Consider the following 15620-nt stretch of genomic DNA (forward strand, 5'->3'; position numbering starts at 1 on the left):
GCGCTTCACGCCGTCAAGGACGTGCAGGCACCAGATTGAGCGCGCGATCCACAGCGCCCGGCAACTCGTCGAAGTGCTGGATGACGAAATCCGGTTCCAGCGTCTCGATCGGCACATCGGTATAGCCGAAGGGCACGCAGATCGACGGGATGCCCGCCGCGCGCGCGGTCGCGATGTCGGTGCGGGAATCGCCGATCATCACGGCGCGCGAAACGTCGGCCTTCGCCGCCTCGATGGTCATCGTGAGGTGGCGCGGATCGGGCTTGAACCAGGGGAAGCTGTCGCGCCCCGCCACGGCCGCGAAGCGTTTGGCGATGTCGAAATGGTCGAGGATCAGGCGCGTGTGCAGGATCGGCTTGTTGGTGCAGACGGCGAGCGCGTAGCCCTCGTCGGCCAGTACATCGAGCGCGCCCAGCACGCCGTCGAACAGATGGCTGTGGGAGGCGACATCGTCGGCGTAGATGTCTAGAAAATCCGCGAAGAGCCGCTCCAGGGTCTCGGTGTCGAGTGGCTGGCCCGATACCTTGAAGCCGCGTTCGATCAGGGCGCGCGCGCCCGCGCCGACAAGCTCGCGTGCCCGGTCCAATGGCAATGCGGCCAGGCCTTCGCGCACCAGAATGACGTTCAGAACCCGCATGATGTCCGGTGCGGTCTCGGCGAGCGTTCCGTCGAGATCGAACACGACGATCGGGGGCTGGCTCATGGCGTGGCTTTCATGGCGTGGCTTTCCGGGCAATGCGGCAGACGACCGGCTTAAACGGCTTCGCGGGCCGGCTGGCAAGTGCTCCGCCGCAAAGGGCCATGTCACCGGCTCCCCAAATTCACCGCGCATGATGGTATCGTTCGCTCGATTCGTCGCCTTCGCGGCAGGGAACATGTCATGTCGAAGATCATCGCAATCCGGCCCGGCGCGACGCGCCTGGGATTGGCACTCGGCCTTGCGCTGCCATGTGCGCTCCCGGCCCTCGCAGGGCCGTTCGAGTTCGCGCCAGCGCCGCAGACCGATCTCAACCGGGTCTACCGTATCGACAAGGCGACGGGCGAGGTCGGTGCCTGTCAGTTCCAGCTGAAGGAGGGCGGCGTCGGCCTCACCGTGTGCTTCCCGACGGGCGAGGGGGCCGGGCCTCAGGCGCCGAGCGACTATGCGCTGATGCCCTCCCGGCACGAGCGCGAGGGCGGCATCTTCCGCGTCAATATCCGTACCGGGGAGATGAGCATCTGCTACGTCTTCGACGACAAGACGGTGTGCACGCCGCAAACCAAATAATACCTTGCGACCTGCGCGCGCTGGACATGGAGCGCCGGGCGCGGCAGGAGAGCGGCGCTACTTTTCGTGGGTAGCGGCCGGTCTCCATCAAACTCCATCCGGGCAAATCCTATGAACGCCGATGATCTGAAGAAGCAGGCTGCCGCCCGCGCGCTCGAGCTCGTGAGGCCCGGCATGCGCCTCGGTCTCGGAACGGGCTCCACCGCGAAGCATTTCGTCGATCTCCTCGGTACGAAAGTCGCGTCCGGCTTCGCGGTGACCTGCGTCGCCACCTCCGAGGCGACGCAGGCGCAGGCGGTCTCGTTGGGTATCCCGATGTCCACTCTCGACGAGACGCCCGAGCTCGACCTAACGGTCGATGGCGCTGACGAGCTCGATCCGCAGCTGCGCCTGATCAAGGGCGGCGGCGCGGCGCTGCTGCGCGAGAAGATCGTCGCCGCCGCTTCCGCCCGCATGATCGTCATCGCCGATGACGGCAAGCTGGTGCAGAAGCTCGGCCGCTTCCCGCTGCCGATCGAGGTCGTGCCTTTCGGGCTGGAGGCGACGCGCCGCGCGGTGGCTGAGGCCATCGCCGCTTCCGGCTCCGCCGGCAAGATCTCGCTGCGCCAGCGGGCCGACGGCTCTACGCTCGTCACCGATGGCGGCCATTTTATCCTCGACGCTCATCTGGGCGCCATAGAGCGGCCGGAATTATTGGCTCAGGCTCTGAACATGGTGCCAGGGGTCGTGGAGCACGGCCTGTTCATCGGTCTCGCGACCGGAGCGATCCTCGCCGGTGCCGACGGGCTCAAGCTGCTTGGCAAGATCGAGTGATTCCATTCCCGCGCGATCCACGCTAAGGAACGCGCGAAACAATGGTCGGCTCGGCAGGGCCGGCGACGCTGCCGGTCGCATCGGCGGCTCGTCAACGATGAAGGGGTTTTGACCGCATGATCCGCCATATTCTCGCCAGCCTGGCCCTCGGCCTCGCGCTGCTGGGCGCCGCTCCCGCCTCTGCCCAGACGCCGACATTGACGCCGAGCCATCTCCAGGCGGCGCGCGAGGTCATGGAGCTGACCGGCGTCACGCAGAATATCAACAATATCTATCGCGAATTCGAAGAGAGCGCGAAGGGCCTCGTGGCAACCCGGCCGGAAATGGCGAAGGACACGGATGCCGTGCTCGGCGAGCTGAAGGCCGAGGCCGACAAGCGCTCCGAGGAGATGATCAAGACGTCTGCCGCCGTTTTCGCCAGCAAGATGACGGAAGCCGACCTGAAGGCGGTCGCCGGCTTCTTCAAGTCCGAAGTCGGGCAGCGCTATACCAGCCTGCGTGGCAAGGCGATGGAAGAGATCTTCCCGCTTCTGCAGCCCTGGAGCGTGCAGACCAGCAATTATCTCTTCGATCGCTTCTCGCAGGAAATGCGCAAGCGCGGCCATACGCTCTAAGGCAGCTGGCCGGGGGCAGCGCCCAGCCATCGACGCCTCCCCTTCGCAGGAAGGGGAGGCGTTTTCGTTCGGCGCGTCGGTTTACGGGCCTGTGCCGCCAAGGTCCTCCATCGGCGTATCGCCTGCCCGTTTCCCAGTTCGCCGGGCGATGGGAGTGGAGACACGCCACAGCGCCGCACCGGCGGCGATCTGCGCCACGGCTGCCGCGCATCGCGTCCCGGCGCAGCCGATACATGTTGGGTGCTGGCGTTCGTCCGGCTGCCGACCTATCTGCGGGATGTCGCAGTTGCAGCTTTCGGAGCCAGGACCATGACCCGCGACCTCGTGCTGGTGACCGGAGGCTCCGGCTTCGTTGCAGGACATTGCATCCTGAAGCTGCTGGAGGCGGGATTCGATGTTCGTGCCACGCTGCGCTCGCCGGCGCGGGAAGAGCGCTTGCGGGAAGCCTTGAAAGCGGCGGGGATCGATGCGGGCGAGCGCCTGCAGATCGCCGCTGCCGATCTGATGCAGGATGCCGGATGGGATGCGGCGATGGCCGGTTGCTCCCGTGTGATGCACGTCGCATCGCCGCTGGCGTCAGCGGCTCCCAGGGACGAGGATGAACTGATCCGTCCGGCGCGCGACGGCACGCTCCGCGTTCTCCGCGCCGCTCGTCGCGCCGGGGTGAAGCGCGCCGTGCTGACCTCTTCCTTCGCGGCCATCGGCTATGGCCGCGCGCTGAGGCGCCCCTATGACGAGCGCGACTGGACCAATCCGTCCGCGCCCGGCCTCGCCGCCTATCCGAAGTCGAAAACGCTGGCCGAGCTTGCCGCCTGGGATTTCGTCGACGGGGAAGGGCAGGGGCTCGAACTCGCCGTTGTCAATCCGGTCGGCGTCTTCGGTCCGCTGCTGGGGCCGGACCTTTCCGCCTCGATCCTGCTAGTGAAGACCATGCTGGAGGGGAGGCTCTGGGCGGTTCCGCGGCTGATGTTCGGCGTGGTCGATGTGCGCGACGTCGCTGACCTGCATTTGCGCGCCATGACCGACCCTGCCGCGGCGGGCGAGCGCTTTCTCGCGACCGCCGGGGATTTCATGACGATGCACGCCATCGCCCAGGCGTTGAAGGATGGGCTCGGCGAGCGCGCCGCCGGCGTCTCGACCCGCACATTGCCGGACTGGCTGGTGCGCTTTGCCGCGCGCTTCAGCGCCACCGCGCGTCAGGCAGCGACGCCGGAGCTCGGCCGCGTCAAGAACGCGACCAGCGCCAAGGCGCGGGCCATGCTGGGCTGGCAGCCCAGGCCGCCTGCAGAGGCGCTCGTCGCGACCGGCGAGAGCCTGCTGCGGCTCGGCCTCGTCAGTCCTCGGAGGCCTTGAAGCGGTTCAGCCCCTTCATCGCGAAGGGCGCGACCAAGGCGAGCGCGGCAATGCCGAGCAGTGTCGCCGAGATCGGATTCTCCAGCAGGATCATCGGGTCGCCGAGGCTGATCTGCAAGGCGCGGCGCAATTGCTGCTCCGCCATCGGCCCGAGGATAAGACCGACCACCATCGGCGCTACCGGGTAGTCGTAGCGGCGCATCAGGTAGCCGATGAAGCCAAAGACGAAGAGCATGGTCAGTTCGACCGCCGAGCCGTTGACCGCGAGCGTGCCCATCGTCGCGAAGACGAGGATGCCGGCATAGAGCCAGGGCTGCGGGATCGCGAGCAGCCGGACCCAGAGCCCGATCAGCGGCAGGTTCAGGATCACCAGCATGACGTTGGCGATGAAGAGCGAGGCGATCAGGCCCCAAACGAGATCCGGCCTCTCGGCGAAGAGCAGAGGGCCGGGGTTGAGGCCATATTGCTGAAAGCCGGCGAGCATGATCGCTGCCGTCGCCGAGGTCGGCAGGCCGAGCGTGAGCAGCGGCACCAGCGTGCCCGCGGCGGAGGCATTGTTGGCTGCCTCCGGCCCGGCGACGCCCTCGATCGCGCCCTTGCCGAACTCGTCCGGGTATTTGCAGAGCTTCTTCTCGGTCGAGTAGCTCAGGAAGGTCGGGACTTCGGCGCCGCCGGCCGGCAAGGCGCCGATCGGGAAGCCGAAGGCGGTGCCGCGCAGCCACGGCGCCCAGGAGCGCTTCCAGTCCTCCTTCGTCATCCAGAGCGAGCCCTTGATCGGGATGATCTCTTCCGGCTCGCGGAAGCGCTTGGAGGCGACGTAGAAGGCCTCGCCCACGGCGAAGAGACCAACGGCCAGCGTCGTGACCTCGACGCCGTTGAGCAGCTCCGGCACGCCGAAGGTCAGACGCGCCTGGCCGGTCAGCTTGTCGATGCCGACCAGACCCAGCGTGATGCCGAGAAACAGGCTGGTGAGGCCGCGCAGCGGCGAGTCGCCGAAGGTCGCCGATACCGTGACGAAGGCCACGATCATCAGGGCGAAATAGTCCCAGGGACCGAACTTGACTGCGACCTCGACGAGCCAGGGCGCGAGGAAGGCAAGCCCGATCGTCGCGATCAGGCCGGCGACGAAGGAGCCGATCGCCGATGTCGCAAGCGCGGGGCCGCCGCGGCCGGCCTTGGCCATCTTCGAGCCTTCGAGGGCCGTGGCGAGAGAGGCGCTTTCGCCCGGCGCATTGAGCAGGATCGCGGTGGTCGATCCGCCATACATGCCGCCATAGTAGATGCCCGCGAACATGATCAGCGACCCGGCAGGGTCGAGCTTGAAGGTGACCGGCAGCAGCAGCGCGACGGTCAGCGCCGGGCCGATGCCGGGCAGCACGCCGACTGCGGTGCCGAGAAAGACGCCGATGAGGCAGAACAGCAGCTTGGAGGGCTCGAAGGCGACGCCAAAGCCATTGAGCAGCGAAAACAAGGTATCCATCGTTCAGCCCCGGCTCAGAGGAAGAGTTGCTCGAGCGGTCCCGACGGCAGGATCAGCGTCAGGAGCTTCGCGAAAACGAGGAAGATGATCAGGCCGAGGACGAAGCCGATCGCCGCATCGACCAGCAGGGCCTGCCGGCCCATGCCGCGCGCGGTGCAGGCGAAGACCACGGAGATGGCGATGATGAAGCCGCCGCCAAGCCCGATGCAGGCAATCAGAAAGACGAGGCCGCCTGCGATCCACAGGAGGGCCTTGTTGTCGGCCGCCTCCGGCTCGGGCAGGCCTTCGCGGAAGGCGACGACGAAATGCGCCAGGCCGAGGATGACGAGGCCGACCGTCACGACATAGGGCATGGCCGTCGGCCCGATGCCATAGGTGGAGGTGATGGTCTGCGTGGAGGCATCGTAGCCCACGAGGGCGGCGACGATCAGCAGCAGCACACCGACGACCAGTGCCGGCTTGTTGGCACCTTGCGTGCGAGTCTCGTTCGTCATGGCGTTCCCGCAGGGTAAGGCCGGCGCTTTCGGGCGCTTCTGGCGGTGAGAAAAGGGGCCGGTTTCCCGGCCCCTCCGATCTTAGACGTCGGAAGAACTTACTTCACCAGGCCGACTTCGGTCATCACCTTCGAGACGCGTTCGATCTCGGCCTTCAGGAAGGTGTCGAAGGCGGCGCCGGCAAGGAAGGCGTCGTCCCAGCCGCGGGCCTTGAGGATTTCCTGCCACTCCTTAGACTTGACCATCTTCTCGACGGTTTCGGTCAGGGCCTTGGTCTGGTCGGCCGAGAGGCCGGGAGGGGCGACGACCGAACGCCAGTTCAGCAGTTCGAGGTTGATGCCCTGCTCCTTCAGCGTCGGGGCGTCCGGCGCATTCTCGAGGCGCTTGGGCGAGGAGACGGCGAGCACGCGCAACTTCCCGGCCTTGATCTGGCCTTCGAACTCGCCATAGCCGGAGACGCCGGCGGTCACGCGCCCGCCGAGCATAGCAGCCAGTGCCTCGCCGCCGCCCGAGAACGGGATGTAGTTGATCTTCTTGGCGTCGGCGCCGACGGCCTGCGCGAACAGCGCGGCGAGGATGTGGTCAGTGCCGCCGGCCGAGCCGCCCGCCCAGGTCACCTTGGCCGGATCGGCCTTCAGGCGCTCGGCCAGGTCCTTGGCGGTCTTGAGCGGGGATTCCGTCGGGACGACGATGACCTCGGCCTCGGCGGTGAGGCGCGCGATCGGCGTCACCTGCGTCAGGTTGACCGGCGACTTGTTGAGGAGGATCGCGCCGACCATCACGAAGCCGTTGACCATCAGCTGATGGCCGTCGCCTTTCGCGCCGATGAGCTGGGCAAGGCCGATCGTGCCGCCGGCGCCGGTGACGTTGTTGACCTGCACGCTCTTGACGATGCCAGCCGAGGTCAGAGCCTGCTGCATCGAGCGCGCGGTGCCATCCCAGCCGCCGCCCGGCGCTGCGGGGGCCATGATCTTCAGTTCAGTGAGCTGGGCGAAGGCGGCCGTCGAGAGAGCGGCGAGAGCCACCGCAGTCAGGGCTGTGCGCTTCAGAACAGATGTCAGCATGGATTTCCTCCGATTACGGCCCCTGCCGTGGTTTTTTTGGGCAGCTTCGGCTGTGACACCTTGCCACGCAGGGCGTCAATTGCGCCTGATTGAATAATGACTTGACAATAATGCTCCGGTTCCGCCGCGTTCGCCTTGGCTTCTGCTCCTTTCGTTCTACGACTCCGGCCGGCTTCCGGATAAGCCTCTGGCGGCGCTTCTCGCGATCGCGTAATCGCAACCCATGAGTCAGATGCGTTTCGCCGACCGCCACGAATCCGCGCCCGACACGGGGAAATTGCCGTCGCGCCTGACAGCGATCGGCGTGGCGCTCATGGTGCTGATGCCGCTGGCGATGTGGCTGGCCAACCGCTCCGCCCCGCTCATGCTCGGCTTGGCCGTCATTCCCTTCATCGCCGCGGCCGTCGCCGCGGGCCAGGCGGGAGACGTCGCCGCGCGCTTGCGGAGCCTGCTTGCGACACCGCTGGGACTGACCCTGGCTGCCTTCCTTGCCTGGGCGCTGATCTCGATTGCATGGAGTCACAAGCCGGGCGCCTCCCTGCGCGCCTGGGCAGAGCTTGTTCTGCCGATCGCCTTCGCGTTTGCGATTGCCGCCTCGGGCCGGTTCAGGCCAAGGCCGGCGTGGCTGCGTGCGCTCGCATTCGCGCTGATCCTGGCGTGCCTGCTATCAATCGTCGAACTTGCCTCTGGCCTCTCGCAGCGGGCGGCGCTCGGCGTCGGCAAGCTGATGAGCTTCGTCTTCAACCGGCCCGCACTCACAGCGCTGATGCTGGCCGTTCCGACGATTCACGGTCTCTGGAATGCGCCGGCCGCACGCCGGTCCGACCGGATATTGGCGGTCATCCTCGGTTTGACTGTTGCCGCATTGGCACTGCGCTCGGAGAGTGCGTCCGCGCGGCTTGGCGTCGCGGTCTGTGTCGTCTGCTGGGCGTTGTCGGCCTGTTGGCCGCGCCTGACGCTGACGGCGGCGGGCCTGGGCTTCGTCCTCGCCATGGTGATGGCGCCGGTGCTCGGCATTGCCGCTCACAATTGGCTGCCCTCGATGATCCTGAACCGCTTCGCCGTGATGACCGGGCAGGCCCGCATCGATATCTGGCAGAGCTTCGGCGAGGTCGTGCGGGTGCGGCCGATCGCAGGCGCCGGCTTCGGGACCTCGGCCAGCATGGACCACCACCCCGTGGCAACCGAGGTGGCGCCGGAGCACAGGACGCTCCTCGGCGTCGGGCATCCGCATGACATGCCGCTGCAGGCATGGGCGGAGACCGGGGTGATCGGAGCAGGCATCCTGCTCCTGGCGGGCCTTCTCCTGCTCGCGCGGCTGCGCCGGATGAGCGCGCGGGAGATGGCGCCGCGCCTGGCCATGTTCGCTGGCGCTTTTGCAATTTCCGTCGTCGGGCACGGAGCCTGGCAGGGCTGGTGGATCGCACTGCTGGGAGCCGGAATCCTCTGGTTCGGACCGGGGCGCCAAGGAGAAGATCATGGCTGAATTCGACGTCGATCTCTTCGTCATCGGGGCGGGCTCCGGCGGCACGCGTGCGGCGCGCATCGCGGCGGGGCATGGCGCCCGTGCGATGATCGCGGAGGAGGATCGCATCGGCGGCACCTGCGTCATCCGCGGCTGCGTGCCGAAGAAGCTCTTCGTCTATGCCAGCCGCTTCGCCGAGGATTTCGAGGACGCGGCCGGCTTTGGCTGGACGCTGGGTGCCAAACCCGCCTTCGACTGGCCGACACTGCGCGATGCCGTGGCGAACGAGGTCACGCGCCTGTCCGGCCTTTATCGCAAGGGTCTTGAAGGCGCCAAGGTCGAGATTCGGGAGGAGCGCGCCGTCGTCGAGGGGCCGCATAGCGTTCGGTTGGTCAAAAGCAGCCAGACCGTCACCGCCCGGCACATCCTCGTCGCGACCGGTGGCTGGCCCGCCTTCGACCCGCCGATCCCCGGCGGCGAGCTCGGCATCTCCTCCAACGAGGTCTTCCATCTTCCGGCCTTGCCGAAGCGGCTTCTGGTCGTTGGCGGCGGCTACATCGCGCTCGAATTCGCCAGCCTCTTTGCTCGGCTCGGCGTTGCCGTGACGCTGCTCCATCGCGGCGATAACATCCTGCGCGGCTTCGACGAAGACGTCCGCAACCGCCTGCGCGATGCGCTGGCCCATGCCGGCATTACCATGCGTCTCGGCTGCACCATCGAGCGTATCGAGGAACTCGCCGACGGCAGCCGCCGCGCCCATTGTGCCCATGGCGCGCCGATCGATGCCGATGTCGTTCTCGTCGCGACCGGCCGGCGGCCCAACACGAAAGGTCTGGGGCTCGAGCGGGCGGGGGTGAAACTCGGTCCGCTCTGCGAGATCGCAGTCGACGCAGCCTCGGCCAGCAGCGTGCCGTCGATCCACGCGGTCGGCGATGTCACCAACCGCGTCAACCTGACCCCCGTCGCGATCCGGGAGGGACATGCCTTCGCCGACAGCACCTTCGGCAATCGCTCCTGGACGGTCGATCACGCCACGGTCGCCTCGGCGGTCTTCACCACGCCGGAGATCGGTACGGTCGGCCTGTCGGAGAACCAGGCGATTGCCGCCGGGCATGATGTCAGGATCTTCGAATCTGGCTTCCGCCCGATGAAGGCGACCATCTCCGGGCGGCACGAGCGCACCTATATGAAGCTCGTCGTCGATGCGGCCACCGACAAGGTACTCGGCGTCCATATCCTCGGCCATGACGCCGGCGAGATCATCCAGGCCGTTGCCATCGCCGTGACGATGGGGGCGACCAAGGCGGATTTCGACCGCACCGTCGCCTTGCACCCGAGCGCAGCCGAGGAACTCGTGACGATGCGCTCGCCGCGGGTGGGCTAGCGTCAGCGCAGCGTCGATTCCGTCGGAGCGGAACCGCCCGGCGAAGCGCGGTGCAATCGCCCGCGCGGAGGGCGGAAGCGGCGTGCCGCTGCGCTGAAGCCGCGTTTCGGCTCTCGTTTTGGGATGCCGAAACCTGCGGCTGGCGCGCGGTCGGCGAGCGGTGGCTATTCTCGTGCCTTGGGTGTATAGCCGCGCCTTCGCGCTACCAAGAGGTTAACCACGCGCGATCTCAAAGATCAGGAGCACGTAGTCCCATGTCCGAGCGGTGGACGCCAGAGAGCTGGAGGGCCAAGCCCGCCCAGCAGATTCCGGATTATCCGGACCAGGCAGCCTTGAAGGCGGTCGAGCAGCAGCTCGCCGGCTTTCCGCCGCTCGTTTTTGCAGGCGAGGCGCGCAAGCTCAAACGGGCGTTGGGCAAAGTTGCGGCCGGCGAGGCCTTCCTCCTTCAGGGAGGCGATTGCGCGGAGAGCTTCGCCGAGCATTCGGCCGACAACATCCGCGATTTCTTCCGCCTGTTCCTGCAGATGGCGGTGGTGCTGACTTTCGCCGGCGGCTCGCCGGTGGTGAAGGTCGGGCGCATCGCCGGCCAGTTCGCCAAGCCGCGTTCGGCGCCGACGGAGAAGGAAGGCGGCGTCGAGCTTCCCAGCTACAAGGGCGACATCGTCAACGACATCGCCTTCACGGAAGAGGCGCGCATTCCCGATCCGCGGCGCCAGCTCGAGGCCTACCGGCAGTCGGCCGCGACGCTGAACCTGATCCGCGCCTTCGCGACCGGCGGCTACGCTAATCTCGACAACGCACATCGCTGGATGCTCGGCTTCGTCAAGGATAGCCCGCAGTCGCATCGCTATCAGGAAGTCGCTGAGCGCATCACCGAGGCGCTCGACTTCATGCGCGCGATCGGCATCGATCCGGAGACCCATCCGGAGATGCGTACGACCGATTTCTACACCAGCCACGAGGCGCTGCTGCTCGGCTACGAGCAGGCGATGACCCGCACCGACTCGACGACCGGCGAGTGGTACGACACCTCCGGCCACATGGTCTGGATCGGCGATCGCACGCGCCAGCTCGACCATGCCCATGTCGAGTTCTTCCGCGGTATCAAGAACCCGATCGGCCTGAAATGCGGTCCCTCGACCACGGTCGACGGCCTGCTCAAGCTGATCGAGGTGCTCGACCCGCAGAACCAGCCGGGCCGCCTGACGCTGATCGCCCGCTTCGGTGCCGACAAGGTCTTCGACAACCTGCCGGCTCTGGTGCGCGCGACCAAGCGCGAAGGGCGCAACGTCGTCTGGTCCTGCGACCCGATGCACGGCAACACGGTCAAGGCGGCGAGCGGCTACAAGACCCGGCCTTTCGACCTGATCATGACCGAGGTGAAGAACTTCTTCGCCGTCCACCAGGCTGAAGGCACCCATGCCGGCGGCCTGCATCTGGAGATGACCGGCAAGAACGTCACCGAGTGCACCGGCGGCGCGCGCGGCATGACCGACGCCGATCTCAACGATCGCTATCACACGGTCTGCGATCCCCGCCTCAATGCTGAGCAGGCGCTGGAGCTGGCCTTCCTCGTCGCCGAACTCGTCAAGCGCGAGCGGGCAGGGCGGACCCGGCCGGAGGTCGAGGCGGCCGAATAAGGCTGCGCGGCAGAGAGAATGCAGAAAGGCCGGGACGTTTCGTCCCGGCCTTTCTGTTTCTGGCATCGTTTGAATTCAGAACTTGACGGCTGCTGCCGCCCGCGCGGTGTTGACCGTCGTCGTTGTGCCCTCGACATCGGCGAAGCGAATGAGCTGATATTCGCCGCGCAGGATGAGATTGTCGGACAGGGCCCATTCCACGCCGCCGCCTATGGCGAGGCCGAAGCCGTAGACGTTCTTTTTGGTGGCGCCGACGGGCGGATCGCCGGGCGAACGCCCGACCGAGTAACCGGACTCCGGCAGCCCGGTTACAGGATTCGTTCTGGTCAGATAGTTGGTCGTGGCGATCGTCGAGCTCGTGTTGAAGCGTCCCACCGCTCCGCCGATCGTGGCGAACGGCATGATGCTGCCGTAGCTCCAGCCCATGCGCAGGCGGGCCGTGACGTAGTCGTCGAGCTTGGCACTTTGGTTCGTATTCAACGAGAAATCGTTGATGGTGCCGTCCGAGGTAATGAAGCGGCGGGCAATGGAGTCGTTGATTTGATAGCTTTGTCCGGAGCGGGTGTAGTCGGCCTCCAGGCCCAGTACCACATCGCCGAACGCCCAGTTGTAGCCCAGGAAGCCGAAATAGGTCGCGCCGCTATCGCTCTTCTCGGGCAGGTTGTTGACCAGCGAGCCCATGTTGACCTGTTGGCCAAGCAGCGTGTTGCGGAATGCGAAGTTGGCAAGGTCCTGCAGCCCCGTCCCGGGCTTGAACTTGGTGTCGGAGACGCCGGCGCCGCCGCCGAAGTAGAAGCCGGACCAGTTGATGCCACGGTCGATCGTCGGCTGTTCCTGAGCCTCGATGACCTGCGAGCCGCGCAGGTAATCCGCCGCGTAGGCAGGGGCGGCGAGTAGAACTGCCGCGAGGGCAGTGGCCGCGAGCGCGGGCCCGATGGAACGGATACGCATCCTGATCTCCCAGAGCAGCTGTCCGGCTCCACCCGTTTCGCCCTGCTCGGAGACAATTCATGCCTTGGTAACCCTAATACGCGGTTAACGGTGCGGCATGGCCCGGAAAGACGCGATTGTCGCCTGCCTGCAAACGCGCCATAAGCCGCATCATGACCTCGCCCCTGGTTCGCTTCGCGCCGTCGCCCACCGGCTATCTCCACATCGGCAACGCCCGGCCGGCGCTGTTCAACTGGCTTTTCGCCCGCCGGCACGGCGGCCGCTTCCTGCTGCGCTACGACGATACCGATCTCGTCCGGTCGAAGCCGGAATATGCGCAGGCCATTGCCGAGGATCTCGGCTGGCTCGGCATCGTGCCCGATCTCGTGATCAAGCAGTCGGAGAGGCTTGCGGTCTATGACGCCGCGGCTGAGCGCCTGCGCCAGGCGGGGCGGCTCTACGCCTGCTACGAGACCGCCGACGAGCTCGACAGGCGCCGCAAGCGCCAGCTCGCACGCGGCCTGCCGCCGATTTACGACCGGGCCGCGCTGAAGCTCACCACCGAGCAGAAGGCGGCCTTCGAGGCGGAGGGGCGCAAGCCGCACTGGCGCTTCCTGCTGGAGCCGCGCGAGGTCACCTGGGACGATCTCGTGCGCGGCGCCTCCCACGTCGACTGCGCCTCGCTCTCCGACCCGGTTCTGGTGCGCGAGGACAGCAGCTATCTCTACACCCTGCCGTCGGTGGTCGACGATATCGAGACCGGCGTGACGCATGTCATCCGCGGCGAGGACCATGTTACCAACACCGCGGTGCAGGCGCAGATCTTCGAAGCGCTGGGCGCGAGCCTGCCGGCCTTTGGCCATCACAACCTGCTGACCACCGCGAGCGGCGAGGGGCTTTCCAAGCGCCTCGGCCATCTCTCGCTGCGCGGCCTACGGGACAGCGGCGTCGAGGCGCTCGCGGTCGCGGCACTGGCGACAATGGTCGGCACCTCCGATGCGGTGCGCCCGGTGTCGAGCCTCGATGAATTGGCCGGTCTCGTCGAGCTCGCCCATGTCTCGCGGGCACCGGCCAAGTTCGACGAGTACGAGCTGGCGGCGCTGAGCGCACGCACGCTCCATCATTTCTCATTCGAGGCCGTTGCGGAGCGGCTCGCGGCGCTCGGCGTCGGCGGCGGTGAGCCTTTCTGGCTGGCGGTGCGCGGCAACCACGCGAAGCTGGATGAGGCGACCTTGTGGTGGCAGGTCGTTCAGGGCGCGGTCACGCCCGTGATCGCGGATCAGTCCTTCGCGGCTACGGCTGCCGGCCTGCTGCCGCAGGAGCCCTTCGACGCCACGACCTGGAAGAGCTGGACGCAGGCCGTTTCGGCCGCGACCGGCGCCAAGGGCAAGGCGCTGTTCATGCCGCTGCGGCAGGCGCTGACGGGTCTTGATCACGGCCCGGAACTGGCGGCGCTGCTGCCGCTGATCGGGCGCGAGAAGGCGCTGAAGCGACTGGCCGGCGAGAGCACCTGAAGGTTGTCATTCCGGGGCGAGCGCGTAGCGCTTGAACCCGGAATCCACGACTGGGCGAGCTCTTGATGACGGCGCCTTGCAGCGATTTGCCCAGTCGTGGGTTCCGGGTTCAGGCCAGCCAGCCTGCCCTGGAATGACAGGGCTTCACTCGTGCCGCTCCATCGCCGAGGCGCGCTTGGTGTCGCGCATGGTCGAATAGACCAGGAACGACAGGAAGATGATCCCGGCGAGGTAGTAATAGAACCACTCTTCGTGGCCCTGCTGCTTGAAGAACAGGGCGATGGCGGGCGCCGTGCCGCCGAAGATCGAAACCGTGACCGCATAGGGCACGGCGACCCCCGTGGCGCGGATCGCCGTCGGGAAGAGTTCCGCCTTCACGACGGCATTGATCGAGGTATAGCCGGCGGTGAAGATCCAGGCGCCGCAGATCAGCAGGAAAGCCATCCACGCCGATTTCGTGCCGGCGAGCGTCATCAGGATCGGCACGGTCAGGAGCGTGCCGGCGAGGCCGAAGAACATCAGCATCGGCTTGCGGCCGATCTTGTCGGAGATCAGCCCGTAGATCGGCTGCAGCGCTGCCGCGAAGATCAGTGATCCTGCGATGACATAGGTCGTCACGATGTCGGAGAGGCCGACCGTCTGCCTGACGAAGGTCTGCATATAGGTGGTGAAGGTGTAGAAGGCGGCCGTGCCGCCGGCGGTGAGGCCGACCACGATGGCAACCTCGCGCGGATAGCGCAGCAGGCCCTTGAGCGAGCTTTCGCGCTTCATCGTGCTCTTGGCCGCCTCGAAGGCTTCGGTCTCCTGCATATGCCGCCGCATGAACATCGCGGTGACGGCGAGCAGCGCGCCGATCACGAAGGGGATGCGCCAGCCCCAGGCGACAAGCTGCTCATGCGTCAGGAAGACGTTCTGGAGCAGCAGCAGCACCAGGATCGCGGTGAGCTGGCCGCCGATCAGCGTCACATACTGGAAGCTCGAATAGAAACCGCGATGCTCGGGGTCGGCGATCTCGGAGAGATAGGTCGCGCTCGCCCCGTATTCGCCGCCGAGGCTCAGCCCCTCGATGATACGCGCCAGCGCCAGCAGGGCCGGGGCAGCGAAGCCGATCGTCGCATAGGTCGGCGTGAAGGCGATGAGGAGCGAGCCGAAGCACATCATCAGGACCGACACCATCAGCGATAGCCGCCGCCCATAGCGGTCCGCGAGATGCCCGAAGAGCCAGCCGCCGACCGGCCGCACGATGAAGCCGGCGGCGAAAAGCGTCGCGGCATTGAGCTGCTGCACGACCGGATCATGCGAAGGAAAGAAATGCGGCGCGAAATAGAGCGCAAAGGCGGTGTAGGCGTAGAAATCGTACCATTCGACGAGATTGCCGACGGAGCCGATGAAGATCGCCTTGAGGCGTCGTTTGGCGTCGTCGAGCTCGATCGGATGGGGATGCTGCGTGGTGGTCGTATCGGACATGGCGGCCTTCTGGAGCTGGGGAGCGTCAGAGGCGAGCGCGCGGCCCGAAGGGCCGTGGAAGGCAGTCTGGCGGCCTCCCGAGGGCGGCTTGATGGCTCCTTATGCGCCGGTTTTAGCCATGCGTCCAGCGGCCGG

General features: G+C 66.6%; 14 protein-coding genes. 8 read left to right on the forward strand and 6 right to left on the reverse strand.

The window, feature by feature from the left end; all coding sequences use genetic code 11:
- Positions 1-13: 13 nt before the first annotated feature.
- The gene (gph, locus tag AC1DE3_RS07660; RefSeq protein WP_441512347.1) at positions 14-703 is read right to left on the reverse strand and encodes a phosphoglycolate phosphatase; all 690 of its coding nucleotides are present in this window, start codon (positions 701-703) and stop codon (positions 14-16) included.
- A gap of 177 nt (positions 704-880) precedes the next feature.
- Here gph and AC1DE3_RS07665 point away from each other — a divergent pair, with 177 nt between their 5' ends.
- The 4 genes from AC1DE3_RS07665 (at position 881) to AC1DE3_RS07680 (ending at position 4047) form a co-directional block, all read left to right on the forward strand.
- Positions 881-1267 (forward strand): hypothetical protein, encoded by a 387-nt coding sequence (locus AC1DE3_RS07665; protein ID WP_441512348.1) that lies wholly within the window; start codon positions 881-883, stop codon positions 1265-1267.
- A 111-nt stretch (positions 1268-1378) separates the two neighbouring features.
- On the forward strand, positions 1379-2080 hold the full coding sequence (gene rpiA / locus AC1DE3_RS07670) for a ribose-5-phosphate isomerase RpiA (RefSeq protein ID WP_441512349.1): 702 nt from the start codon (positions 1379-1381) through the stop codon (positions 2078-2080).
- Between the two features lie 116 nt (positions 2081-2196).
- Complete coding sequence (locus AC1DE3_RS07675) at positions 2197-2694, forward strand: DUF2059 domain-containing protein (RefSeq protein WP_441512350.1); 498 nt, start codon at positions 2197-2199, stop codon at positions 2692-2694.
- A gap of 309 nt (positions 2695-3003) precedes the next feature.
- Complete coding sequence (locus tag AC1DE3_RS07680) at positions 3004-4047, forward strand: SDR family oxidoreductase (RefSeq protein ID WP_476852301.1); 1044 nt, start codon at positions 3004-3006, stop codon at positions 4045-4047.
- Here the strand turns inward: AC1DE3_RS07680 and AC1DE3_RS07685 are convergent.
- From AC1DE3_RS07685 to AC1DE3_RS07695, 3 genes are all read right to left on the reverse strand, one after another.
- Positions 4028-5527, reverse strand: coding sequence for a tripartite tricarboxylate transporter permease (locus AC1DE3_RS07685; protein ID WP_441512352.1), 1500 nt, complete (start codon positions 5525-5527; stop codon positions 4028-4030). The two genes, AC1DE3_RS07680 and AC1DE3_RS07685, sit on opposite strands and share 20 nt — an antisense overlap.
- A 14-nt stretch (positions 5528-5541) precedes the next feature.
- Positions 5542-6021, reverse strand: coding sequence for a tripartite tricarboxylate transporter TctB family protein (locus AC1DE3_RS07690; RefSeq protein WP_441512353.1), 480 nt, complete (start codon positions 6019-6021; stop codon positions 5542-5544).
- A gap of 98 nt (positions 6022-6119) precedes the next feature.
- Positions 6120-7085 carry a Bug family tripartite tricarboxylate transporter substrate binding protein gene (locus tag AC1DE3_RS07695; protein ID WP_441512354.1) on the reverse strand — a complete coding sequence of 322 codons (966 nt, stop codon included), beginning with the start codon at positions 7083-7085 and terminating at the stop codon, positions 6120-6122.
- A 232-nt stretch (positions 7086-7317) separates the two neighbouring features.
- Between AC1DE3_RS07695 and AC1DE3_RS07700 the strand changes: the two genes are divergently transcribed.
- The 3 genes from AC1DE3_RS07700 (at position 7318) to AC1DE3_RS07710 (ending at position 11574) form a co-directional block, all read left to right on the forward strand.
- Positions 7318-8571 carry an O-antigen ligase family protein gene (locus tag AC1DE3_RS07700; protein WP_476852302.1) on the forward strand — a complete coding sequence of 418 codons (1254 nt, stop codon included), beginning with the start codon at positions 7318-7320 and terminating at the stop codon, positions 8569-8571.
- Positions 8564-9934 (forward strand): glutathione-disulfide reductase, encoded by a 1371-nt coding sequence (gor, locus tag AC1DE3_RS07705; protein WP_441512356.1) that lies wholly within the window; start codon positions 8564-8566, stop codon positions 9932-9934. Before AC1DE3_RS07700 ends, gor begins: the two co-directional genes overlap by 8 nt.
- A 254-nt stretch (positions 9935-10188) precedes the next feature.
- A complete protein-coding gene (locus tag AC1DE3_RS07710) occupies positions 10189-11574 on the forward strand; it encodes a class II 3-deoxy-7-phosphoheptulonate synthase (protein WP_441512357.1) in 1386 nt (461 codons plus the stop codon).
- 75 nt (positions 11575-11649) lie between these two features.
- Here AC1DE3_RS07710 and AC1DE3_RS07715 read toward each other — a convergent pair whose 3' ends face one another.
- Complete coding sequence (locus tag AC1DE3_RS07715) at positions 11650-12525, reverse strand: outer membrane protein (protein ID WP_441512358.1); 876 nt, start codon at positions 12523-12525, stop codon at positions 11650-11652.
- A gap of 149 nt (positions 12526-12674) precedes the next feature.
- On the opposite strand from AC1DE3_RS07715, the gene gltX reads away from it, so the two are divergent.
- Positions 12675-14018, forward strand: coding sequence for a glutamate--tRNA ligase (gltX, locus tag AC1DE3_RS07720; protein ID WP_476852353.1), 1344 nt, complete (start codon positions 12675-12677; stop codon positions 14016-14018).
- A gap of 144 nt (positions 14019-14162) precedes the next feature.
- Here gltX and AC1DE3_RS07725 read toward each other — a convergent pair whose 3' ends face one another.
- Positions 14163-15485: an MFS transporter gene (locus AC1DE3_RS07725; RefSeq protein ID WP_441512359.1), complete on the reverse strand. Its 1323-nt coding sequence runs from the start codon at positions 15483-15485 to the stop codon at positions 14163-14165.
- Positions 15486-15620 lie beyond the last annotated feature (135 nt).

This window comes from Allobosea sp. 10L417, assembly GCF_056395485.1.